The organism is Mycobacterium sp. ENV421, assembly GCF_002887815.1.
Lineage (GTDB): Bacteria > Actinomycetota > Actinomycetes > Mycobacteriales > Mycobacteriaceae > Mycobacterium.
This window is the reverse complement of record NZ_PDHO01000005.1, coordinates 55,773-80,685: the sequence shown is the minus strand read 5'-3', so window position 1 is coordinate 80,685 and position 24,913 is coordinate 55,773. Positions and strand designations below refer to the sequence as shown.

Below are 24,913 nucleotides of genomic sequence, written 5' to 3'. Positions count from 1 at the left end.
TTGGCCAGTGACTCAGCAGAAGACTCAGCAGAAGTCTCAGCGAAAGCCCAATCTCCAGCCGGTGCGGGATGTGACGCCCACCCTGCACTTCCGGACCATTCACGGCTACCGGCGGGCCTTCCGGGTGGCCGGGTCGGGTCCGGCGCTGCTGCTGATCCACGGGATCGGTGACAACTCGACGACGTGGCATCCGGTGCACAGCAAGCTCGCCCAGCGGTTCACCGTCATCGCCCCGGACCTGCTGGGGCATGGACAGTCCGACAAGCCGCGAGCCGACTATTCGGTGGCGGCCTACGCCAACGGCATGCGCGATCTGCTCAGCGTGCTCGACCTCGACAAGGTGACCGTGGTCGGGCATTCACTCGGCGGCGGCGTGGCGATGCAATTCGCTTACCAGTTCCCGCAATTGGTGGAGCGGCTGATCCTGGTCAGCGCGGGCGGGGTGACCAAAGAGGTCAACATCGCGCTGCGGGCCGCCTCGCTGCCGTTGGGCGGGGAAGCCCTGGCCCTGCTGCGACTGCCGATGGTGCTGCCCGCGTTGCAGCTTGCCGGCCGCGCGCTGGGCAGCGCCTTCGGCTCCACCGGTCTGGGCCGCGACCTGCCGGACGCACTGCGTATCCTGGCCGATCTGCCCGAGCCGACGGCCTCGTCGGCGTTCACCCGCACATTGCGCTCGGTGGTGGACTGGCGCGGCCAGGTGGTCACCATGCTGGACCGATGTTATCTGACCGAATCCGTTCCGGTGCAACTCATTTGGGGTGACTTGGACGCGGTGATCCCGGTCAGCCACGCCCGAATGGCGCACTCCGCCATGCCCGGCTCCCAGCTCGAAATCTTCGGCCGCTCCGGCCACTTCCCGTTCCACGACGACCCCGACCGTTTCGTGGAGGTCGTCGAGAAGTTCATCGACGCGACAGCCCCGGCCGAGTACGACCAGGACGCCCTGCGGGAACTCCTTCGCACCGGACTGTCCGAACGCCTGGTCACCGGGTCACTCGACACCCGGGTCGCGGTGCTCGATGCCCTCGGCGCCGACGAGCGCAGTGCCACCTGAGGCATCGCACAGTCCCCCATCGGTCACTGCGGCCGGATGCGCCGAGCGGAGCCGATAGACATCCCGGCGAAGTTTGCCATGCCCGAGCGTTCGCTTTGCGTGGCACCGCCCGCCCGGGTCCGCGCCCGACATTGCGACCCGGCTGTCGCACGATCGCCAACCACATCGCCACCGCGCCGCCGGCACGCACAGCGAGGCCACCTAGGCCACTTGACCTCACGCGCAGCGCCGCGCCCGCTGGTCGGCATTATCACTGCTGAGCGACCCGTAATCTGCGATTTGACCGGATCGATCCACCCGTCCTGCGGGCGATCGCGATTTTGACGATTTCGCCAATTGCCTGCGGCGTGGTTGTGATTTGATGGCTTCTCTGTGTGACGGGACGAGTGCAGTGGGGGTCCTCGTGAACGACATGTCTGACACCGGCGGACACTTAGCTCAGCGCCCGGACGGTAACCGCGCGAACCGTCGCACACGAATCAAGCGGCGGCCGCTGCGCGTAACGGCATGGTTGGGCATCGGAGCGGCGACGCTCGGCATGGGGGCCGTGCTGGCAGGCAGCGTCGGTATCGCCAACGCGGACACCGGTGGTCCGGCCGATCACCCGGGGGCCACCGCACCGGCCAAGAAAGACCCCGGCAGCAAGCAGGGCGTACGCGCCTCCACCGCGCGCCCGGCCAGCTCTGGCGTCGGTACATCGAAGCGCCTCGCACGGCCACTGTCCTCAGCCTCACCGACAGCCAGCACCGCCCGCCTGGACCGGCGATCTTCGGCCCCGACGCCGGGCGCCGCGTCCGCGCGGGCCGTGCGTCCCGCCGTATCCGCGCCGGCCGCACCGTTCGCCGCGCCGTGCGCTGCCTGCTGGGGTGTCGGCGCACCCACAGTGACGCAAAGTCTCACGACGGCGACCAATCACCTGTTCAATGTCGCCTATCAGCTGCTGGACGGCGGTCCCGGCAATCCGATCTCGACATCCATCGAGGGCGCACTCGTCCTCATCAGGCGGACCCTGTTCTTCGTTCCGACCGGCATCACCGCGACCCAGGTCGGCACCGCACTGACCGTCGGCGTCAACAGTGGCAGCGTGGCGTACTTCCGGCAGTCCGGATCTCAGGTGCAGGTTGCGGATAATCCCCTGTTCTGGGGAGCCCAAGAGTTCGCGGCGCCGTCGCTGTCCGATGTCACTGTCAGCAATGCGGGAGCCACCGGGTGCGCGGGCTTTGACTTTGCGAAGGGTACCGTCGCGGCCGATCTCGTTGCCAACCAGATTGATTCAATCGAATTCGGCCCCGGCGCCGCATTTGGCGGCACCGTCACGCTGACCGATGCCTCCTCGCCGATCTCGATAAGAACTGCGGTTCGCGGGTCACAAGGCGTGACCATCGACGGTCAGGTCTTGCTGGCCTCGAATGTGGAAATCGACGCCGGTACCGGCAATGCGGTGTTCAACAACACCGTCGATGCGAGGCAAGCAGGCAAGCAGTCCTTGCTGGTCAGTGCACTCGGGACGACCACGTTCGCAGCAGCGATCGGAAGCCGGACTCCGCTGGCCAGCCTGACCACCCGCGCCATCGCCCCGATCGACATCACTCAATCGGCGGACTCGAAAACCATTCCCCTGCATTACATGCCGACGTTCTCGGCGGACGGGCGTCCACAGGTCAAGTACGGCATCGATGTCGCAATCGGCGATAATGCGCCGCGCACATACCTGTTCGATTCCGGCGGCAACGGGTTCTACGCCGGTTACACGCCGAGCTATTGGCAAGACGTCCAGCTGGGAACCAACTCCTCCGACATCACCTACACCTCAGGCAACTTCGTCGATGCGGTCGCGACGACCACCACGATCACGATCGGAACCGGCCAGCAGACCGTCACCACGCAACCGATCCAGATAGGCGCGATCATCGCCGGCGGCAACAAGAATGACGGTTCGGTGTTCGATTTCTCCGATCCCGACGCCACCCCGTGGGATGGGCGGTTTGTCGGAGATTTCGGAGCTGCGTTCGGTGTGCAACCGGTTGACAATCAGGCGCAGGGCCTGACGAGCGCACTGTTCCAGTTGCCCGGGAATCTGTCGAGCGGCTTTCTCGCCCAGCTGGGCCCGATCGGCTCGCAACCGCAGTTGACGGTGGGTGTCACCGACGCGCTGCGCGCACAATTCCCGTATGCGGTGCCGGTGAGCGCACTGACCGGCGGCGGCGTGTATCCGGTTTCCGGGTATCAGGTATTGCAGCAATTCGGCTTTGCCGCACAGTATTTCGTGACACAACAAGACACCGGCCTATTGATCCCCCTTGGTACGGAATCCTTCGCCCAGTGCGCGCAGCAATGCCTACCCTCGCTGATCGACAGCGGTGCGCCGTCGACCAGTGTCCGGCTGCCCGGCGCGCCGACACCGTATCCACTCTCGACGGCCAACAATTCGGCATTACAGCCGGGCTCCATTTTCGTCGCCGAGCTTCCGACCACGCAGGGGCGCCCACCGCTGACGTGGACATTCACCGCGGGCACGAACGGCTCGGTCGATCAGGTCGGTTACGACAGCAGCAGCGGGGCCGCGACCACCACCCAGAACGTCAACACCGGCCTGAATCTCTACAACGATTTCGACATCATGTTCGACGTCGCCAAACAAGTGATCTGGTTGCGCCCCAACGGCGGTCAGTCAACGGTGTCCCTGCAGTCGGTGGCAACCACCGGAGCCCAGACCTACGGCCAGAACGCCATCCTCAGCGGCACCTATTCGACCGGTGGCGGGGGGTTCTCGATCTCCGGGGTCACTCGACTCGCCGGTGACGTCACCGTCGACTCAGGCTCCGGTGATGCAACGTTCTCCGGAACCGTGGACGGCACGGCGGCCGGTGGTCAATCGCTGACCGTCAATGCCGGCGGTACAACCACTTTCGTTCGCCAAGTCGGAGCTCTGGCGGCCCTGAAGAGTCTGACCACCGATACGCCCGGCTCGACGGTCACGTCGGGTGTCACCACGGCGGATGGCCAGACCTATCACGACGACCTATCGATCAACGGCGCGTACTCCGGCAGTTCGTTCGCCGCCGGGAAGTCGACGGTGCTGGCCGGACCCAGCAGCATCACCGTCGGTGACGGATCGATCGCCTTTGCCGGAACGATCGATTCCCAGATCGAGCAACTTCCGTCGGATACCGGTGTCAGCCCGGTCAAGACCGGGTTCACACTGGAGGTGTCGGCTCAGGGCGGGACGGTCGGCTTCGGCGCCAAAGTCGGCGGCACCAGCGAGCTGGGCGGCTTGACCATCGACAAGAACACGAGCGTCACTGCCGCAGACACAGTCAACCTTGTTGGTTCACTGGTCAATTCGGGCCAGACCGGCATCGAGATCGGGGACGGCGCCACCGTGCGCCTGCGCGCCGGTGGCTCGATCACCGGCTTCACCGGTAGCGGCATCGTGTTCCAGGGCGGATCGCAAGGATCGGAGGTTCGCGGATTCCACGTCGCAGGCAACGTCTACGACGGTATTCAGTTCGGCCTCGACAACGCGAGCTCCGGTGTCCCGGTCGACTTCGCCGGCACGGTGATCGCCGAGAACACCATCTACGGCAATTCTGCTTTCGGCATCGAAGCTGCCGCACCGGTGCTCGGTTTGACCATCCGTGACAACACGATCGGGGCGACCGGTCAGACCAACGAATGGGGCTTCTACGTCACCCCCGGCCCGAACACGCACGGCATCGTCCTCGCTCCCGGCCTCTATACCGGCACCACGATCTACGACAACACGATCACCGACAACGCGCGCAGCGGCATCTTCGCGCCCGGTGGCGTGCAGGGTCTGCTGATCACCGGCAACACGATCAAGGACAACCAGCTGCACGGCATCGAATTCGCCACCGGCGACTTCACCTCCACTGTGATCACCGGCAATACGATCTCAGCCAACGGCTCCGATGGAATCTCCCTCGGCGCCGGTATCGGCCAGGCCACGACCGCCGGCGGCAATCCGCTGACCGGTTACACCGCGGGGCTCGGTCACTACGTCGTCAGTTATGCGAACAATCCGGATTTCTACGACCCCACCACCCCACCGGCCGACCCACAGATCCAGCTGCAGATCGGCGCGGCTCCGCACGGCACAACGAATGTGACAGTCAACCTGGACACCGGCTCTCGCGGACTCTACTTCGACGCCCTTCAACTTCCGGCCGAAATCACCGGCCAGGGAACACAACTGGGCAAAGGCTACGTCTACCTCAACAGCTCCAACAGGCTCTTCTTCGGCGACTGGGTCCAGCTTCCCATCACGTTCTCGCAGTCGGCATACGTGGACGCCAACGGCACCGATCAGAGCCGCAGGGCACAGGCCAGCGTCCCGGTCCTGGTGGTCAGCGCGGTGGGCGCCTCGATGACTCCGATGCCAGGCAGCACGGTACCCAACACGACGTTCGGCACAACGGTGTCCACAGGCACCATCGTCATCACCAATGGCAGTCAGACGCAGCAGGCCACCATCGTGACCAATCCGTCGGCCGGCCCGGGTAAGGGCACCGTCACAATCCCGGGCGGCTGGTGGGCCAACTATGCCGACAACATCGTGGACGGCAACGAACTACTGGCCCCGGTTGCCAACTTCGGCATCGGATTCGATCGATCCGGTCAGGGCACAGCACCGACGACCAACGAATACAACCAGGCCTACAACGCCTTCCTGAACCTCACCGAGATGCAGGACGGCGCCATGCGCCCGGGGTATGTTCTGTCCGCCGGTGGGGTGACTCTCGGCCTGGACAGCGCCGTAACCGGCTTCGCCTACACCGATCTGGCCCCGACCGGCCTGCAACAGGGAACGCAGAGCGCGCCCGATTGGCAACCGGCGACCGGGACGGTCACCTACGAGAACACCACATACGGCACCGGTCAGCTCGTGATCGACATGGGAATTCCGACTGGGATCCTCACCTTGCCGGGTCAGACGCCCACGTCGTCGTTCTCCGGAAAGATGACCGTGGACCTGCTCAATTCCGGCGGCTCGAATTCCGGTGTCAGCTACCACTTCCAGACCGATTCCACCGGCAGCATCGTCCGCGCGGACAACCTGCTCGCTCCCACCGATGTCGCGTTCTTCAACCCTCTGGCAGGCAATTACACCGAGAACATGGCACCCCAGAGCCAGCAGTTCTTCAACACCGGACGCGATGTCTTCGCCGCCTTCGACTACCTCTACGACGCAGCAGGAGGCTATTTCGGGGTCAAGGTCGGATCCACCCAGCAGGCGCAGGATGCATTCGCCGGCAACGGCGAGTTCACCGCCGCGCACTTCGAAAATCCCAACGCCCCCACCGGAGTGGACAATCTGACGATCACCGGTAACACGATCTCAGACAATGGCGGAGACGGTGTCAGCATCATCGGCGCCGACAATGTGCTCAACGCCAACACGATCGCCCACAACACCGGTGACGGTGTCGCGGTCAGCGCAGCGACGTCGACCGGCAACTCGATCCTGTCCAATTCCATCCATTCCAACGCCGGCCACGGAATCGCCCTGACTTACGGCGCAAATGGCGGACAACCGGCACCCAGCTCGGTATCAGCCACGTTGGTGGACAACGAAACCCAGGTGCGGGTGCACGGCACGGTGACCGCGGTGGGCGGATACTCCGGACAGTTCGAGGTCCAGGTATTCGGGTCACCGCCGTCCGAAGGAGTGAACGCTCAGGGTCGGCATCTACTCGGATCGTTCACCACCTCGGCCGGTGACTTCAGTCAAGATTTCTCGGTCGGACCCGACGATCAGTGGATCACCGTCACCGCCACACCGGTGACGGCGCCGGCCAACACCTCCGAGTTCTCCACGCCCGTGAGCGACGTGTGACGATGTTCATCAATGCCGCACGGCTGGGAACCGCAGCGTTCGTCGTGGGGATCTCGTTGGGTGGGCCCCACCTTGGGGTTGCCGCAGCCGATTCGACGGGGACAGACCCGTCCGCCGCGCCGGCGGCAGCCCAATCCAAGCCCGCAGGGGCCCGCTCCGGCCGCACAGCCGACCGGCCGATCCCCAGGTACCCCACCGGGCGGCCACAGCCCGGAACCAAAGCCCGACCAACAGCTTTACTCGACCCCGCATCCGGTGCGCCATCGGGACCGGACCTGCCGGGCGCATCCCGACGCAGACCGGAGCGGACCTCGACGCCGCGGGGCACCGCCGTGGCGCCGGCATCCGTTCCTATGTCGACCTCTCCGGCTCACGGCACACAAGGTGGGTCGGCCCGCCCCGCCCCGGGGGACACCTCCGCCGCAGGGCCCGCCACCCCGCCGGCCCGCCTGGCCGGCCCGACCGCGGCATCGATACTCGGCACCGACTGCGCGGCCTGTTGGGGCGCCGCGGCCCCCTCGATCGCCCAGGGGATCACCGTCGCGGTCAACCATGTGTTCAACTCCGCATTCACCTGGTTGTCCACGTTCGGCCCGAATCCGATTTCCGACCTCGTCGCCGGAGCGCTGGTGTTGATCCGACGCACGTTGTTCCTGGTGCCCGAGGGTGTCACCGCCAGCCAGGTCGGCACCGCGCTGACCGTCGCCGTGAACACCGGCAGCGCGGTCTACCTGCGGCAGACCGGCTCCACCCTGCAGATATCGGGCGACCCGTCATTTGTGCGCGCGACGACGTTCACCACCACGCCGAATACGACTGTGACAGTGACCAATCCCGGCAATGCGGGTTGCGCCGGCCTGGTTCTGACATCCGGAAAGGTGCTCGCCAGCCTGCAGACGTCCCAAATCGACTCCATCCGTTTCGATTCCACCGGTTCTGTGGACGGTGCCGTCAGCGCGTCGGTCGCTTCAGGCGACACGCTCGTGCTGCGTGGCGCCATTCGCAGCGATCACGCCGTGAGCATCCACGGATCCGTGGTCCTCGCCGACGATGTGTCCATCGATGCGGGCGACGGTGATGTCTTGTTCACCGGAACGGTCGACGCCGCGCAAGCGGGTAAGCAATCGCTGACGGTGACGGCGTTGGGCACGACCACATTTGGTGCCGCAGTCGGCGGTCAGGCCCCGCTGGCCAGTTTGCTCACCCAGGGCATCGCCGCGCTGGTCATTCCGCAGTCGACCCAAACCGCGACCGTGCCGCTGCACTATCTGCCGGAGTTCAGCACAACCGGCCAGGCACAGGTCAAATACGGGATCGACGTCGCAATCGGCGACAACCCCTCGCAGATGTACGAATTCGACACCGGCGGAGTGGCGTTCTTCGCCGGTTACAACTCCGCATTCTGGAAAGACGTACCGTTGACCGCCACGCCGGTTTCGGAGACATATTCCTCCGGGAACTACTTCGACGGGGTCGTCGCCGATACCCGCATCACGATCGGCACGGGCACGCAGACGGTGTCCACCGGACAGCCCATCCAGCTTGCGGCGATCCTCAACGGTGGAAACACCAACAAGGACACCACATTCGACTTCACCAATCCCGACGCACCACCGGTCGAAGACCATTTCTTCGGCGATTTCGGCGCCTCCTTCGACACGCTGGCGGTTCCCGGCCTCGGCAGCTCGCTGGCGAACCCGCTACTGCAGCTTCCCGGAAATCTGTCCAGTGGATTCCTCGTGCAATTGGGGCCCATCGGAATTCAGCCACAGCTCAGCGTCGGGGTCACCGATGACTTGCGTGCGCAATTCACCTACGCGGTGCCGGTGACCCCACAGCCCGGCGGCGGAACGTATCCGGTCTCCGGCTACCCGGTCCTGAGTTGGTTCGGCTTCTCACCGAGCTACAGTGCGCAGCAGGGGGATCAGCCCCCACAACAGATCGGCATCACGTCCACGCTGCCGTCCCTCATCGACAGCGGAGCACCGTCCACAGGTGTTCGCACCCAGGGGCTGGGCGGTGATCCGTTCAACGACGGCGGAAAGTTGCAAGCCGGGACGACTTTCATCGCGGACTTCCCCACTACCAAGGGGCGGCCGCCGCTGAAGTGGACGTTCGAAGCCGGCGACAACGGGTCGGTCAACCTCGTCAACTACGAACAGGGCGAGCCCGGCGGGATCCAAAACGTCAACACGGGGCTGAACCTCTACAACGAGTACGACGTCATGTTCGACGTCGCCGACCAGATCATCTGGTTGCGACCGACCGGCGGGCAGTCGACGGTGACGCTGAAGTCGGTGACCACGACGGGATCGCAAACCTATCGCCAGAACGCAAACCTGTCCGGCAACTACAGCACCGGCAACGGTGATTTCTCCGTCGCCGGTGTGACGACCGTGCTCGGCGACACCCATGTACAGGCCGGCAACGGTGACGTCAGGTTCTCCGGGACCATCGACGCCGGCACCGGCGCCGAATCACTTGCTGTCGACTCGTCAGGGACAACCACATTCGCGCGGGAGGTTGGCAGCCGACAACCGCTGGCCGCATTGACGACGGACGCCGGCGGGTCGACCAGTACCGCGTCGGTGACGACCACAGGCAGCCAGGTCTATGCCGATGCGGTGTCCCTCAACGGCGGCTATTCGGTGTCGAGCGGATCGTTCTCGGTCGGCGGGGCCACCACGCTGGCCGGACCCACCAGCATCACCGGCGGTGACATCACCTTCAGCGGGCGCATCGACGCCAACGCCGGCAGCGGCTACCAGCTGAGCCTCACCCCCGGTGACGGCAAGACGGCCACCCTCAACGGCGATGTGGGTGCGACCAACCCACTGGGTGGGTTGACAGTGACAGCGACCGCCGGCGGCTCCGCCACCGTCACAGCACCGGGTTATGTTGCCCTGGCGGGCAACCTCGGCTTCTCGGCCGACAAAGGTCTCTCGGTCGGCAAAGGCGTCACGGCGGCATTCACCGGTGGCGGTCTGATCCAGGGGTTCACCGACAGCGGCGTCGTGATCGGACAAGCCACCGGTTCGGTGCTCCGCGATTTCGCAATCAGCGGCAACGGCGGCAACGGTATTCAGATCGACGGCGCACAGGGCACCGTGGTCGAGAACAACGTCGTCCTCGACAACGGCAGTGACGGCGTGCTCGTCAGTGCGGGCAGCGGCAACCAAATCCTGTCGAACTCCATCTTCGGCAACGGTGGCACGGGCGGCCTCGGGATCCATCTCGAGGCCGGCGCAAACAACAACCAGCCGCCGCCCGATGTGCACTCGGCAACCCTGAACGCGGGAAGCCTGACGGTGTCGTTCACCGTTATTCCGCCCGACTCTGGCGAGTACACCGTCCAGATCTTCTACTCGCCCGCCGGCACGGCCATCCCCGTACAGGGCCAACAGCTGTTGCAGACGCTGTCCGCTGTGCACGGATCGAACACCGTCAGTATCCCGGCGCCAGCCAACGTCAACGCCGGTGGCTACATCACCATGACCGCCACCAGTTCCGATGGTGACACGTCGGAGTTCTCCGCCAATGCGCAGATTCCCGCGTGAACACGCAGATCCGCCGACCGTGGAGAGCCGGACCCGCCGCGTCGTAAAGTCGAATCATGACCGTCGACGTGACCGTGTTGCGGGTGTTCACCGATGAAGCCGGCAATTTCGGCAATCCGCTGGGCGTGGTGGACGCGGCAACCGTGCCGGCCGGTAACCGCCAGCGCATTGCGACCGAATTAGGTTACAGCGAAACCATATTCATCGACCTGCCGGCCGACGGGTCAACCACCGCGCACGCCCGCATCTTCACTCCGGCCACGGAATTGGCGTTCGCCGGGCACCCCACCGTGGGCGCGGCCTGGTGGCTGCGGGAGCGCGCCACGCCGATTCACACCCTGCAGGTTCCGGCCGGCATCGTCGGGGTCACCTACGACGACGAGCGCACGGTGATCCGGGTTCGGGCCGAGTGGTCGCCGGAGTTCGCCATTCATGACCTGGACTCGGTGGACGAACTGCTGGCCGCCGACCCGGACGACTACTCCGACGACGCGGAGCATTACCTGTGGGCGTGGCTGGATCGCGACGGCGGGCACATCCGGTCGCGGATGTTCGCCGCCGATCTCGGCGTGCCCGAGGACGAGGCCACCGGATCCGCGGCGGCACGGGTGACCGATTACCTGAGCCGCGACCTGACGATCACCCAGGGCAAGGGATCGCAGATCTTCACGACATGGGACGCGCAAGGGTGGGTGCTGATTGCCGGCCGAGTGGTCAGCGACGGTGTGCGACAGCTCGATTGAATTGCTCAGCCGGAGGTACCGACGGACCGGTGGGAGCGCAGCGCCTCAATCTCACGCTCGAAGTCCTCGGCTGAGCTGAACGAGCGGTACACCGACGCGAATCGCAGATAGGCAACCTCGTCGAGTTCACGTAGCGGGCCGAGGATGGCCAGTCCGACCTCGTGGCTGGGGATCTCGGGCGAGCCGGCCGCCCGCACGGTGTCCTCCACTTGTTGGGCCAACAGATTGAGCGCGTCGTCATCGACATCGCGGCCCTGGCAGGCCCGGCGAACGCCACTGACGACCTTTTCCCGGCTGAACGGCTCGGTGACGCCGCTGCGCTTCACCACCGCCAGCACCGCGGTCTCCACAGTGGTGAACCGCCGGCCGCACTCCGGACAGGAGCGGCGACGCCGGATGGCCTGGCCCTCGTCGGTCTCGCGGGAATCGACAACACGGGAGTCCGGGTTGCGGCAGAACGGACAGTGCATGACCGCTCCTTCGCTCAGTGGCCCGATACGTCGAACCACTGAGAGCCTACCTGCGCCGTCCGCGGGAGCGGCTGCGGCCAACACGGCCGTCAGCCGATCGGCGCGATCAGCGTCTGCCCGGCGTCCAGCGACGCCGACTCGAGCTTGTTCAAATCGCGGATGCGTTGCACCACCTGTCCGGCGGGCGCATCCGGCGCGACCCGTCCGGCCAGCTGCTGCAGCGTCTCCCCTGCCTGAACCTGGACGACGGCGAGCTGGTCCGGCATCTGCTCGGTGGCCGCGGGCGCGGCGCTGAAGTGGCCGACCATACCGAGCCAGAGGGTGATCAACGCGGCCACTCCCGCCAGCGCGATCGTGACCGCAGTGCTGACCGGCCTGCGTGTGTGCGGCGCCCGGGAGACCGCAACCCCCGTGCCCCGATACCGCATCGGCGTGATGGCCGGCCGCGCCGGGTGCGGCCGGTGGGCACGAACGCCGGCCGGACGGCGCCGAGCAGGAGAAACAGGCGCGCCGGCCGTCCGCCGGTACACCGGTGCCGAGATGTAAACCTGTCGATCATCGATGACTGTCACGTCCGTGTCCTTCCTTCAGGGCCGCCCCGGTTCGCTCTTGTGTTCGAAATATACTCGATCATCCGTTCGAAAACCGAACATGTGAGCGAGCGTGTTCGAAGAATAAATCCGACCACCGACAAGTTCTGCTCCGCCGGCCACCGAAGAACATCGAATCGCGACACGGTCGAACAAATGTTTGAATTTTGACGCGGGCCCGGCTAGATTCGGCCCTATGAGCGAGCGCAGTGAGACATCCGGGCTGACCGAGCGGCAGCGCACCATCCTCGACGTGATCCGCGCCTCCGTCACCAGCCGCGGCTATCCCCCCAGCATCCGTGAGATCGGCGACGCCGTCGGCCTCACATCCACGTCATCGGTGGCTCACCAGCTGCGCACCCTGGAGCGCAAGGGCTATCTACGCCGCGATGCCAACCGGCCGCGCGCGGTGGACGTGCGCGGAGCCGACGACGCGGTGAGCCACGTGCGCACCGAGGTCGCCGGTTCGGACGCGCTCCCCGAACCGACGTTCGTGCCGGTGCTCGGACGCATCGCCGCCGGCGGCCCGATCCTCGCCGAGGAAGCCGTCGAGGACGTGTTCCCGCTTCCGCGCGAGTTGGTCGGCGACGGGTCGCTGTTCCTGCTCAAGGTCGTCGGTGAATCCATGATCGACGCGGCGATCTGCGACGGCGACTGGGTCGTGGTCCGTCAGCAGAACGTCGCCGACAACGGCGACATCGTCGCGGCGATGATCGACGGCGAGGCAACGGTGAAGACGTTCAAGCGCACCAGCGGCCAGGTGTGGCTGATGCCGCACAACCCGGCGTTCGATCCCATTCCCGGTAACGACGCCGCGATCCTCGGCAAGGTCGTCACCGTTCTCCGCAAGGTCTAGCGGACCGGGGCGAAAGCCTCACTCCGCCTTGTGGAAACCGTTCGCCTGCGCGAGTTCCTCACTGGCGAACCACACTTCGGGCACGGTGTGGTCGTACAACGCCGAGTCCGGGGTGTAGTACAGCCCCGAATGTGTGTTGGCCTTGACCACATAGCCCTCGGGAGCCTGATACGGATCCGAGAGCGGAAGGTGGATAGCCGGACGATGGGCTGCCGCTTCGGCATGCACGTCGGACTGCAGGACTTCAGCCGGCTGCGTGGAGTCTTCTTCCTCGATGTCCACCACGTCGGACTCGACGATCTCCTCCGGTGCCGGCTCGGGCTCCAGTGGGGGCTCGGGCTCGGGCTCGGCAGCGCGCCGACGCCGCGGCGTGCCGAGCTCTCCCATGTCGAGCCGCCACATCGATTGCGACTCCCCGAGATTGACCGCCGCATGGCGGCCTGAATCGCTCGACTCGTCGTCCTCGATCTCCTCGACCTCGGCGTACTCGAGTTCCGCCGGCACCTCGTCGGCTTCGTCTGCCTCGTACCCGCCGGTTTCGGCGGCCTCGGCGGGGATGCGGGTCGGTGTGGTGTCGATGGAGTCCTCGTCGCCGTCGAACACGTCCTCGGGTCCGGGTTGCGACTTCTCGTCTTCGGTGGGCGCCCAGCCGAAGCCCGGCGCAGCGGCGACCTGCGGAACGCCGCCGTCGGGGTAGGTCGAGAAGCGCGACGCGGCCGCGGCGTCAGCCTCGCCGGTGACCTCACTGGGCCAATGATCGTCGTCGTAGTCCGAGTCGTCGAAGTCGTCGTCGATCTCCTCGCCACCGCTGCGGCGGCGCTGCAGCCACAGCACGCCCAGGCCGATCACGGCCAGCAGCAACAGGACCGGGACGATGATCAGCAGCCACCACCAGTGGAAGGTGAAACCGTTGCCGGACTTGCTGCCCGCCTGGCCGGCCTGCGGCCCGGCGGCCGGAACCTGAACACCGGACAGCGAACCGGCGAGTTCCGGCGGTTTGGTCGTGAACGTGTTGCTGGCCTTGTTCCAGGAGATCTCGCCACCGCTGAACTTCTGTCTCACGGTGTCGCCGTTGACGCTCTGCTCGCCGGTCGGTACACCGAGCTTGCCGGTGGCACCGCCCAGCTTGGTCCAGGCGGCGTTGATCGCACCGCGCACCACGATGGCACCGTTGTCGGGAGTCCAGAAGATCACCGGTTTATCGGCGGCGCTGAAAGCGCTGACCCGGCTGTTGGGCGCGCCGCCGTCCGCTTCGGTTCCGGTCGGCAGTCCCAGGTCTCCGGTCGGGCCGCCCTGCGCCTCGTACTTGGCCAGGATCGCGCCGGTGACCGCATGCGCGCCGGTCGCCGGGGAGTAGAAGACCTTGCCGCCCGCGTAATCCTGCGCGGCGCCGTCGGTGCCGATCGCCTGCTGCGGTCCTTGGCGGGCGCCGAGCGGTCCCGCGAGCCCGCCTGCGGCCCGCCACGCCTGGTTGATCGCGGTTGTCGCGTCGCTGGGCACCTCGACGCCGGCCAAGTTGGCCGCGAGCTCGGGTGGCACGGTGGTGAACGTCTTCGCGGCGGTGTCGTAGGAGATCTCGCCGCCGGTGAACTTCTGGCTGATCACCGTACCGTCGAAGGTCTCTTCCCCGGTGGGGACGCCCATCGTGCCCGCCGACCCGCCGAGCTTGTCCCACGCGGCGTTGATCGCGCCGCGTACCACCCACGCGCCGGTGGCCGGTGTCCAGAAAATGGCCGGCTTGTCGCTGGCACTGAATGTGCTGACCTGGCTGTCCGGCCCGACCAGACCCGCGACCGCGTCGATGGTCGGGAATCCGAGGTCGCTGTCGGCTGCACCGCCGAGCGCCTGGTACTTGTCCAGGACGGCCCCGAAGAGCAGGTGGGCGCCGGTGGCCGGGGTGAAGAAGATCTTGCCGCCGCTGAAGTTCTGGGCGAATCCGTCGCCGACGGCGTAGACGTCGCCGTCCTTGGTGCCCACCGGAGAACCATCGCCGCCAGCGGTCTCCCACGCCTGATTGATGGCGTCGCTCGCGTCGGTTTCGGGGCTCGCGATCGCCCCGGGCGCCCACAGCAGCGCGGCCGCAGCCGTCGCCAAGACGCCGAGCGCCATCCGCCCGACGCCTCTACTGAGACGACTTCCAAGCCTGGTCATGCACTCTCCCCGCAGTGTCGGTCAAGATGCTTCCCCTCATCCTCCGTGTCAACTGTGCTTCAGCACCTCACGACACGCGGCGTTTCTACGAGATAACCGACGCGTTGACGGGGGAAAACACCCTAAATCCCCAGGACAAACCGGGGCGCATCACCAGCGCCCGCCGCTTCGGCAGCCGAGTGACGGGGAACTAAAACCGCAGTTCAGCCCCGCTTGCGGGGTCAGACGCCCAGGCTGCGTCCGATGATCTCCTTCATGATCTCGGTGGTGCCGCCGTAGATCGTCTGAACGCGGGCGTCCAGGTAGGCCTTGGCCACCGGATATTCGCGCATGTAGCCGTAGCCGCCGTGCAACTGCAGGCAGCGGTCAACGAGGTGGACCTGCTTCTCGGCCGCGTACCACTTGGCCATCGAGGCCTGCTCGGCGGTCAGCTTGCCGTCGAGGTGCAACCGGATGAACTCGTCGACCATGATGCGGACCGCGGTCGCTTCGGTGGCCAGCTCGGCCAGCAGGAAGCGGCTGTTCTGCTGGCTGCCGATCGGCTTGCCGAACGCCTTGCGCTCCTTGGTGTACTGCAGGGTCTGCTCGAGGACGCTCTCCATGGCGGCAGCCGCCATCACCGCGATGTTCAGGCGCTCCTGCGGCAGGTTCTGCATCAAGTAGATGAAGCCCTGGCCCTCCTCGCCGAGCAGGTTCTCGACCGGGACCTTGACATCGGTGAAGGACAGTTCGGCCGTGTCCTGCGCATCCAGGCCGATCTTGTCCAGGTGGCGGCCACGCTCGAAGCCCTCCATGCCGCGCTCCACGACCAGCAGCGAGAAGCCCAGCGCGCCCTTCTCGGGATCGGTCTGGGCCACCACGATCACCAGATCGGAGTTGATGCCGTTGGTGATGAACGTCTTCGAGCCGTTGAGGACGTAGTGATCACCCTGCTTGACCGCGCGGGTTTTGATGCCCTGCAGGTCGCTGCCGGTGCCGGGCTCGGTCATGGCGATCGCCGTGATGTACTCGCCGCTGCAGAACTTGGGTAGCCAGCGCTGCTTCTGCTCCTCGGTGGTCAGTTCCAGCAGGTATGGCGCGACGACGTCGTTGTGCAGGCCGAATCCGAGCCCGCTGTAGCGGGCCGCCGCGGTCTCCTCGGTCAGAATGACGTTGTAGCGGAAGTCCGCATTGCCGCCGCCGCCGAACTCCTCCGGCACGGCCATGCCGAGGAAGCCCTGCTTGCCGGCCTCCAGCCAGACCCCACGATCGACGATCTTGTCCTTCTCCCACTGGTCGTGGAACGGCGCCACGTGCCGCTCGAGGAACGACCGGTAGGCCTCGCGGAACAGTTCGTGCTCGGGCTCGAACAAGGTCCGCTCGTACTTGACGGTTGCGTTCTTCTCGACAGCCATGACTTCCCTCCGGACGGCGCTGTGGGTTTGCAGACGAGGATAACCAACCGGATGGTTGGTCGTCACGGTGGCCCTGCGTGGCAACCGACGGATTCGCCAAAGCCACTGGTGGAAGCGCCGCCACTTAGACTCCTGGGGTGCCCGACGCCCGCAGCAGCCTCGCCCACTGGGGAGCGTTTCGCGCCGACGTCGCCGACGGCGACATCATCGCGGTCACCCCGTTTCCCGGCGATACCGACCCGTCTCCGCTGCTTGGCAACCTGCCCGGGTCGCTACGACATTCCTCGCGCATCGCCACACCCGCCGTCCGCCGCGGCTGGTTGCGCGACGGGCCCGGGCCGAGCAGCGCCCGCGGCGCCGACGAGTTCGTCGCGCTGGACTGGGACGAGCTGACGGAGCTCCTCGCCGGCGAACTTCGCCGGGTGGTCGACACCTACGGCAACCAGGCGATCTACGGCGGGTCCTACGGCTGGGCCAGCGCGGGCCGGTTCCACCACGCCCAGAGCCAGGTGCATCGATTCCTGAAGATGCTTGGCGGATATACATTTTCGCGGCACTCGTACAGCCTGGGAGCCACCGGTGTCATCATGCCGCGGGTGGTCGGCACCCACGACGACCTGTTCAAGCGGTCCACCGAATGGAACGTCATCGTCGAGCACACCGATCTGCTGGTCTGCTTCGGCGGCGTGAACCTGAAGAACACCGGCATCAACCACGGCGGCACCACCGGGCACCCGGCCCGCGACGCGCTGCACCGGTTCCGGGCCAATGGCGGCACGATCGTCTCGATCAGCCCGCTGCACAGCGACGTCGACGGCGAGTGCGAGTGGCTGCCCGCCGTCCCCGGAACCGATGTGGCGATCATGCTGGCCCTCGCCTACGTGCTGGCCACGAAGGACCTCGCCGACCGCGAGTTCCTGGACACCTACTGCACCGGCTACGAGAAGTTCGAGCGGTATCTGCTCGGCACCGAGGACGGCGTGCCGAAATCGCCGCAGTGGGCCGCCGGGATCTGCGGCATCGACGCCGCGGTCCTCACCGACCTGGCTACGACGATGGCCGGCCGGCGCACGATCGTCACCGTCAGCTGGTCACTACAGCGCGTCCGGCACGGCGAGCAGGCGCCGTGGATGGGGTTGACCTTGGCGGCCATGCTCGGCCAAATCGGCCTTCCCGGAGGCGGATTCGGCCACGGATACGGCTCGATGAACGAACCCGGCCTGCCGCCGCTGCGGCATCGGCTGCCGTCGCTGCCGCAGGGGGTCAACCCGGTCCGGACGTTCATCCCGGTCGCGGCGATCAGCGACATGCTGCTGCACCCCGGTGAGACGTTCACCTACAACGGCCGCACCCTGACCTATCCCGACATCAAATGCGTGTACTGGGCCGGTGGCAATCCCTTTCACCATCACCAGAACCTGCCCCGGCTGCGTCGGGCGCTGGGCCGCGTCGACACCGTGGTGGTGCACGAGCCCTACTGGACCGCGATGGCACGGCACGCCGACATCGTCGTCCCGTCCACCACCGCGTTCGAGCGTGACGACTATTCCGGGTCCCGAAACGACCCCCTGTTGGTGGCGATGCCCGCGCTGGCGGAGCCTTTCGCGCAGTCCCGCGACGACTACACCACGTTCGCCGCGCTCGCCGAGCGGCTGGGCTTCGCCGAGCAGTTCACCGAAGGCCGCACCGCCCGGCAATGGCTCGAGCACATGTACGAAAAGTGGTCCGCAGAAATCGATTTCGCGGTCCCCGACTTCGACCAGTTCTGGGCCGACGGCGTCCTGCGGCTTCCGGTCGAGACCGGGCTGACCCTGCTGGCCGACTTCCGCGCCGACCCGCAGGGGCACGCGTTGGCCACCCCGAGCGGCAAGATCGAGATCTTCTCCGACGACATCGCGGGCTTCGAGTATCCGGACTGCGCCGGTCACCCCCGCTGGTATGAACCCGTCGAGTGGCTGGGCGGCGGACGCGCCCAACGCTTTCCGCTTCACCTGATCGCCAACCAGCCGGCCACCCGGCTGCACGGCCAGCTCGACGGCGGTGCGGTCAGCCAGAACGCGAAAGTTCAGGGCCGCGAACCCATCCGGATGCATCCGTCCGACGCCGCGCAGCGCGGGCTGGCCGGCGGCGAGGTGGTGCGGGTGTTCAACGACCGCGGATCCTGCCTGGCGGGAGTTGTCCTCGACGAGGCGCTGCGGCCGCAGGTGGTACAGCTGTCGACCGGAGCGTGGTACGACCCGCTGGATCCCTCGGACCCGGACTCGATGTGCGTGCACGGCAATCCCAACGTGCTGACCGACGACGTCGGCACCTCGTCGCTGGCCCAAGGCTGCACCGGCGCCGCCGTGCTGGTGCAGGTGGAGAAGTTCGACGGCCCGCTGCCGCCGGTACGGGCGCACCACCCCCCGGAGATCCGATAGCCAGGGTCGTGACCGTCACCGAGCGGGGACGTGAACCCGCCGTCAGTCTCCGGGACATGAGCCGCTACCGCGGTGTCAGCTTCTGTCCACCCTCGGCGGAGAGCTGCACGACATGGAACAGCGCCTGACGCGTCGCGATTGGCTACGCTCGCACCGAGGCAAGGCGCGGTGTCCTCAAGAACGGGCGGCTTCATGGATCGGATGGCGATTGCAGTGGCGGTACTCGCCGCGATCGTCTGTGGCCTCGGGGTGGCCGCGCTGCTCGCCCGGTCCCGTCGACGGCGGGCGCGCTTCGATGCGTTGCTCGGCGAGCGTGGCTGGATGCGGTTGCGCGACGGCGACTCGACGACCGTGCGACCCGGGCACGGCGATTGGGAGGTCCGCACCTCGCGCTCCTTCGCCGCGCAGCAATCCCCGCCGTCCACCCATATCGTCGTGAGCACGTGGTCGTCGGCGTGGCCGAGCCATCCCGAGGGCGCACTGCTCGCCGGGCCTTCACCGCCAGGTCCACTGCGCGACATGGCGATCGGGCTGATCGGTTCCATGGCCGGTCCGGCACGCGGCTGGCTGGGGTTGACCCGGTTCGGCGACGGCGCCCGGCTGAGGCCGCTCAGCTCGGCCGACCCGCGGCTGTTGGTGTTCGTGACGGCCGACCGCGATGGCCCCGAACTCACCGCTGTCGCCGATGCCGTCTGTGCCTGGTGCGCACGTCACGGTGATGAACGCGATCAGCCGGCGGTGACCCTGGACACCGACGGCGTCACCGTGCGGGTGCGTAGCGACGCCACGCGCGCACCCGAGTGCCTGCAGGACTTCGTCGAGCTCGGTCTCGCCTGCCGTATCGCACTCGGAGACCTCCGTCGATGAACCTGGTCGCGGCGTGGCTGGCCATCGCGGCCGCCACCGCTGCGCTGTCCTCCCGCTGGCGCGACAAGGCGCTGCGTCTGTGCGTGGTGGCCATCGGATCAGCGGTGGCGCTGGCCGTCACATTCTTGCTTACCGGTCCAAGCGTCACGGCGATCTTCGAACGGGCGGCGAAGACCTTCGGGGGCACGGTGATCGTCACTATTCTGTCGGTCGCCGTTGTCGTGGTGGTGCTCCCCCGCCTGCGAAGCCGCGCCGACAGATGGGCGGCGGCCACCCTGTGCGCAGTGTTGGCGGCGGCTTTCACCGCGGTCGCCATGATGTTGTGGCGCATCGCCGACGACGGACTGCAGTTCGCGACACTGCCTGAGATCCGCACCGGCGAGGGCATCCTGGACTGGCGCAACAGCGCGCCCCGCCACCGGATCTACGGGGTACTCGTCGAAGGCCGCCTCGGCGAGCGAACGCCCGGCCAACGCCGCGACATGAGCACCCTGCTGGCGTCGTACCAGTGCGAGAACATCGGGCCTCCCGCACCGTCACGGATACAGCCGTGGCTGCCATCGTCGTTCACCCTGCACCTCGCCGACGATTCCCAGGCCTGGGCGCAGGGCATCAGCTCGGTGCGGCAGGCCTGGGGCTGGCCGGCCAGCGGCTACCGGGTAGAAGAATGCGGACTGCGCGCGGGCGATCCGGTGGTGTTCTGGGGGCAGCCGGGGGCAACCCACACCACCGGAAGCGACAAGCAGGCCCCCGCGGTGAACGAGACCGCTGTGCTTGCCTACGGTGACATCGCCGCCTTCCGCGCCAGCTTCGGCCCCGGCGCCGAGCGCACCGGCCGAGCCACGCTCGCATTGGCCGTCGCCAATGGTGTGCTGGCGGCGGCGATCATGGTTGTCGGCGCGCGCCATTTCATCCGGCTTCGGCGCGACGGTACCGGCGACCCGCCCCGGATCACCTGATCGTTCACGCGTCAGTACACCCGATCCGCGGTCACGTCGCGTATTCCCGCAAGCCTGCGGCCAGCGCGGCGGGCACCCGGGCTTTCAGGCGGGTGCCCGCTTCGGTGTGCTCGACAGCATCGACGTGGCCGTCGCTGTGCAGCCGCGCGACCAGATCGCCCCGGTCGTACGGGATCGTCACGTCGACGGTGATCTCCCGCGGCTCGACGAGCTCACCCAGCCGGGCGCGCAGACGCGGCAATCCCTCACCGGTGTGCGCCGAGACGAAGACCGCACCGGGCAGCGCGCGACGCAGCTGAGCCAGCATCAAATCGTCGGCCGCGTCGATCTTGTTGACCACCAACAACTCCGGGGCCGGCGGCGCGTGGTGGTCGTTCTGCACTTCGCGGATGACCTGACGGACAGCCTCGATCTGCGCCAGTGGATTGCTGTCGGAGCCGTCGACCACGTGCACCAGCAGGTCGGCGTCGACCACTTCTTCCAGCGTGGAGCGGAACGCCTCGACCAGCTGGGTGGGCAGGTGCCGGACGAAACCGACGGTGTCGGTCAGCACGAACGGTCGTCCGTCGTCGAATTCGCCTCGGCGAGTGGTCGGTTCGAGGGTGGCGAACAATGCGTTCTGCACCAGGACACCGGCGCCGGTCAGCGCGTTGAGAAGACTGGACTTGCCTGCGTTGGTGTAGCCGACGATCGCGATCGACGCGGTGTCGCTGTGCAACCGCCGGCTGCGCTGCGTGTCGCGGATCTGTTTCATGTCCTTGATCTCGCGGCGCAGCTTCGACATCCGTTCGCGGATCCGGCGCCGGTCGGTTTCGATCTTGGTCTCACCGGGGCCGCGGGTACCCACGCCGCCGCCGCTGCCGCCTGCGCCGCCGCCCTGGCGGGACATCGATTCACCCCAGCCACGCAGCCGCGGCAGCATGTACTCCATCTGGGCATACGCCACCTGCGCCTTGCCTTCCCGGCTGGTGGCGTGCTGAGCGAAGATGTCCAGGATCAGCGCGGTCCGGTCGATGACCTTGACCTTGACCACTTTCTCCAGCGCGTTGAGCTGCGCGGGACTGAGCTCGCCGTCGCAGATCACGGTGTCGGCGCCGGTCGCGATCACGACCTCGCGCAGCTCCTGAGCCTTGCCGGAGCCGATGTAGGTGGAGGGGTCGGGCTTGTCACGGCGCTGGATGAGCCCTTCGAGCACCTCGGAACCGGCCGTTTCGGCCAGCGCGGCCAGTTCGGCCAGGCTGGCCTCGGAGTCGGCGGCGCTGCCTTCGGTCCACACCCCCACCAGGACGACCCGTTCCAGCCGAAGCTGGCGGTACTCGACCTCGGAGATGTCGGTGAGTTCGGTGGACAGCCCGGCAACCCGTTTGAGGGCAGCGCGGTCTTCGAGCGCGAGTTCGCCGACGCTGGGGTCGGGCGGGTCAGCTCTTGTCATAGGCGTTTCTGTCATAAGCGGTAATCGATGGTGCCACGGGTGTCCAACGTCGTGCACCTGAATAACGTGCCGTCAGAGTTGGGCCGCCCACCAGTCGTCGGCGAGTTCGCCGTGCGCGACGAGGACCGACGGGCCCCGCAGCGAGCTGGAGGTGTGGGTGACCTCGACGGTGACCTCGCCGCCGGGGATGCGGACACGCAGCGTGCCGGTGGACAGATTGAGGTGGGCCAGGGCCGCGACCGCAGCGGCGACTGTTCCGGTTCCGCAGGAGCGCGTTTCGCCGACACCACGTTCGTGTACCCGCATGCTGACGGCGCCATCGCGGGCGATGGTCAGCACCTCGACGTTGACGCCGTCCGGGAACTGCCCGTGGTCGAACACCACCGGCGCGGCGACGTCGAGGTCGGCCAGCGCTTGTTCGGTGAGACCGGGATCAAGGCAGGCCAGGTGCGGGTTCCCGACGTCCACGCCGACTCCGGTGAAGTGCCTGCCGCCGACGGTGGCGGTGCCGGTCCCCAGCAGGTTGACCTTCCCCATGTCGACGGTGACCTCGGCTGCCAGCGCATCTGCGTGATGCACGACCACGGGGCGCGGTCCGGCCAGGGTGCCGACCACGAACTCGTCGCGTTGCTCCAGGCCACTGGCCCGCAGGTAGTGCGCGAACACCCGGACCCCGTTGCCGCACATCTGGGCGATCGAGCCGTCGGCGTTGCGGTAGTCCATGTACCAGTCGCCGCTGTCCACGCCTTCGGGCAGCCGGTCCAGCACACCGGCATCGACGGCCGCCGCTGCGGTGGTGACCCGCAGCACGCCGTCGGCGCCAAGCCCTCGGCGCCGATCGCACAGCGCGGCCACGGCGGCGGGCGCCAGCTGCAGCTGCGCGGGCAGGTCGGGCAGCAACACGAAGTCGTTCTCGGTGCCGTGCCCCTTCGAGAAGATCATGCGTAGATCACCTGATCAGGATACGTCCCGCCACCGGTCTATCACCTGGTCGGCAAGGTCGGGGGCGGCGCCGTCGAGCCAGTGGATGCGATGGTCGCGGCGGAACCACGACCGTTGCCGGCGCACATATCGCCTCGTGCCGATGAAGGTCAGCTCGCGCGCCTGGGCCAGATCCTGATCTCCGGCGCCGGCATCCAGCGCGTCGAGCACCTGGGCGTAGCCGATGGCGCGCGCGGCGGTGACGCCCTGCCGGAGGCCGGCGTCGAGCAGCGTGCGCACCTCGTCGACCAGACCGCCCTCGAACATGAGGTCGGTGCGCTGCGCCAGTCGCTCGTCGAGAATGCTTGTGTCCCAATCTAACCCGAAGATCACCGTGTCCCAGCGGGGCGTCCCGATCCGGGGTGCCGACGCCGCGAACGGCTGGCCGGTCAGTTCGACCACCTCCAGCGCGCGCACGATCCGCCGGCCGTCGGTGGCCAGGATCGCCTCGGCGGCGGCCGGATCGCGACGGCCCAGCTCAGCGTGCAGGGCGGCGACCCCGACCTCGGCGAGCTGGTGTTCCCACCGCGCCCGAACCTCGGGGTCGGTGGCCGGGAACGCCCAGTCGTCGAGCAGCGACTGGATGTAGAGCATCGAGCCGCCCACGATCACGGGTGGCACTGCGCGCGACGCGATGGCCTCGACGTCGGCGGCGGCGGCCTCCTGGTAGCGCGCGACCGTCGCGGTCTGCGCCACGTCGAGGACGTCGAGCTGGTGGTGCGGGATGCCGCGCCGTTCAGCGACGGTGAGCTTGGCGGTGCCGATGTCCATGCCGCGGTACTGCTGCATGGCGTCGGCGTTGACGATTTCGCCGCCGAGCCGTTCGGCGACGTCGAGGGCCAGCGCCGACTTCCCGGTACCCGTCGGCCCGATCACCGCGATCGGCCGGGTCACGGCGTCCACGTGCCGACGAAGTACCCCACCCCGTACGGCGCACCCCGCGCCAACTCGGTGGCCTCCCGCGGTCCGGAACCCACCAGCCCGGCCAGCACCTGGTAGGCGACGCGGCCGACGATGCCGCCGGGGAGCCCCGCCAGCGCAACACTGTCACCTGAGGCCAGCGCGTCGTCGAGGGCGGCCTGCACGGCCGTGGCGTCGGGGTCGTAGCCGCCGGGCGCGGGCGGCGTCAGTGTGTTGGCGCCGTCGGCGACCACCAGGACACCGACCGGTTCGTCGGTGGTGTCGATCTCGGCGCGCAGCAGCCGGCCGAACTCCAGAGCCCGGCCGGCGTCGTGGTCGGCGTCGTACACCCGGACCTGCGCGCAGGCCGCGGGGTTGGCCTGCCCGCGCAGCCACCCGGCGAACAGGGCGCACAGGGGCAACTCACGCACCGCGGCGGGCGCGTCCGGGGACAGCGCGACGGGAACGTCCACCCCGTAGCCGGCGAAGGTGCCGCGGGCGTCGGGCTCGATGGTCTGATCGGCGGCGCCGACACCGACGGCGACCCATCGATCGGGCAGCGCGGCAGCAGCAGCCAGCGCGGCGTCGCGAAACTCGGCGACCTCGGCGGCGGCCGCACCGGCCAGTTCAGGCACCAGTACGGGCGCCGAAGGCGTCAGGACAACGGCGGACAGCACGCCTC

16 protein-coding genes are annotated in these 24,913 nt (G+C 67.4%); 8 read left to right on the top strand and 8 right to left on the bottom strand.

Annotated elements, in window-relative coordinates; genetic code table 11:
* The first annotated feature begins 7 nt into the window (after window positions 1-7).
* The 4 genes from CRM90_RS08495 to CRM90_RS08480 all read left to right on the top strand — a co-directional run bounded on the left by CRM90_RS08495 (window position 8) and on the right by CRM90_RS08480 (window position 11,211).
* The gene (locus tag CRM90_RS08495; protein WP_102806571.1) at window positions 8-1,054 is read left to right on the top strand and encodes an alpha/beta fold hydrolase; all 1,047 of its coding nucleotides are present in this window, start codon (window positions 8-10) and stop codon (window positions 1,052-1,054) included.
* Between the two features lie 412 nt (window positions 1,055-1,466).
* Window positions 1,467-6,911 (top strand): beta strand repeat-containing protein, encoded by a 5,445-nt coding sequence (locus CRM90_RS08490; protein WP_158248997.1) that lies wholly within the window; start codon window positions 1,467-1,469, stop codon window positions 6,909-6,911.
* 353 nt (window positions 6,912-7,264) lie between these two features.
* Entirely contained in the window at window positions 7,265-10,468 is a 3,204-nt protein-coding gene (locus tag CRM90_RS08485) for a right-handed parallel beta-helix repeat-containing protein (RefSeq protein WP_102806569.1), read from the top strand.
* Between the two features lie 56 nt (window positions 10,469-10,524).
* Entirely contained in the window at window positions 10,525-11,211 is a 687-nt protein-coding gene (locus tag CRM90_RS08480) for a PhzF family phenazine biosynthesis protein (protein WP_102806568.1), read from the top strand.
* A 5-nt stretch (window positions 11,212-11,216) separates the two neighbouring features.
* Here the strand turns inward: CRM90_RS08480 and nrdR are convergent, their stop codons facing one another.
* Together nrdR and CRM90_RS08470 are read right to left on the bottom strand one after the other, a co-directional pair.
* Complete coding sequence (nrdR, locus tag CRM90_RS08475) at window positions 11,217-11,681, bottom strand: transcriptional regulator NrdR (protein WP_102806567.1); 465 nt, start codon at window positions 11,679-11,681, stop codon at window positions 11,217-11,219.
* Window positions 11,682-11,770: 89 nt separating this feature from the next.
* Entirely contained in the window at window positions 11,771-12,253 is a 483-nt protein-coding gene (locus CRM90_RS08470; RefSeq protein ID WP_102806566.1) for a LysM peptidoglycan-binding domain-containing protein, read from the bottom strand.
* A gap of 214 nt (window positions 12,254-12,467) precedes the next feature.
* Between CRM90_RS08470 and lexA the strand changes: the two genes are divergently transcribed.
* Window positions 12,468-13,127: a transcriptional repressor LexA gene (gene lexA, locus CRM90_RS08465; RefSeq protein ID WP_102806565.1), complete on the top strand. Its 660-nt coding sequence runs from the start codon at window positions 12,468-12,470 to the stop codon at window positions 13,125-13,127.
* Between the two features lie 18 nt (window positions 13,128-13,145).
* Here lexA and CRM90_RS08460 read toward each other — a convergent pair whose 3' ends face one another.
* Both CRM90_RS08460 and CRM90_RS08455 read right to left on the bottom strand, forming a co-directional pair.
* A complete protein-coding gene (locus CRM90_RS08460; protein WP_502693250.1) occupies window positions 13,146-15,236 on the bottom strand; it encodes an LGFP repeat-containing protein in 2,091 nt (696 codons plus the stop codon).
* A 263-nt stretch (window positions 15,237-15,499) separates the two neighbouring features.
* The gene (locus CRM90_RS08455) at window positions 15,500-16,672 is read right to left on the bottom strand and encodes an acyl-CoA dehydrogenase family protein (RefSeq protein WP_102806563.1); all 1,173 of its coding nucleotides are present in this window, start codon (window positions 16,670-16,672) and stop codon (window positions 15,500-15,502) included.
* Between the two features lie 137 nt (window positions 16,673-16,809).
* On the opposite strand from CRM90_RS08455, the gene CRM90_RS08450 reads away from it, so the two are divergent.
* The 3 genes from CRM90_RS08450 (at window position 16,810) to CRM90_RS08440 (ending at window position 20,918) form a co-directional block, all read left to right on the top strand.
* Window positions 16,810-19,092, top strand: coding sequence for a molybdopterin-dependent oxidoreductase (locus tag CRM90_RS08450; RefSeq protein ID WP_102806562.1), 2,283 nt, complete (start codon window positions 16,810-16,812; stop codon window positions 19,090-19,092).
* Between the two features lie 168 nt (window positions 19,093-19,260).
* The gene (locus CRM90_RS08445) at window positions 19,261-19,959 is read left to right on the top strand and encodes a hypothetical protein (RefSeq protein ID WP_233209222.1); all 699 of its coding nucleotides are present in this window, start codon (window positions 19,261-19,263) and stop codon (window positions 19,957-19,959) included.
* Window positions 19,956-20,918 (top strand): hypothetical protein, encoded by a 963-nt coding sequence (locus tag CRM90_RS08440; RefSeq protein WP_102806560.1) that lies wholly within the window; start codon window positions 19,956-19,958, stop codon window positions 20,916-20,918. Before CRM90_RS08445 ends, CRM90_RS08440 begins: the two co-directional genes overlap by 4 nt.
* A gap of 31 nt (window positions 20,919-20,949) precedes the next feature.
* Here the strand turns inward: CRM90_RS08440 and hflX are convergent, their stop codons facing one another.
* The 4 genes from hflX to CRM90_RS08420 form a co-directional block, all read right to left on the bottom strand.
* Window positions 20,950-22,350, bottom strand: coding sequence for a GTPase HflX (gene hflX, locus CRM90_RS08435; protein WP_102806559.1), 1,401 nt, complete (start codon window positions 22,348-22,350; stop codon window positions 20,950-20,952).
* Between the two features lie 72 nt (window positions 22,351-22,422).
* Window positions 22,423-23,292, bottom strand: coding sequence for a diaminopimelate epimerase (gene dapF / locus CRM90_RS08430; protein ID WP_102806558.1), 870 nt, complete (start codon window positions 23,290-23,292; stop codon window positions 22,423-22,425).
* 15 nt (window positions 23,293-23,307) lie between these two features.
* Window positions 23,308-24,225 carry a tRNA (adenosine(37)-N6)-dimethylallyltransferase MiaA gene (gene miaA, locus CRM90_RS08425; protein ID WP_102806746.1) on the bottom strand — a complete coding sequence of 306 codons (918 nt, stop codon included), beginning with the start codon at window positions 24,223-24,225 and terminating at the stop codon, window positions 23,308-23,310.
* On the bottom strand, window positions 24,222-24,908 hold the full coding sequence (locus CRM90_RS08420; RefSeq protein WP_102806557.1) for a class III extradiol ring-cleavage dioxygenase family protein: 687 nt from the start codon (window positions 24,906-24,908) through the stop codon (window positions 24,222-24,224). The genes miaA and CRM90_RS08420 overlap by 4 nt, the downstream gene beginning before the upstream one ends.
* Between the last annotated feature and the right edge of the window lie 5 nt (window positions 24,909-24,913).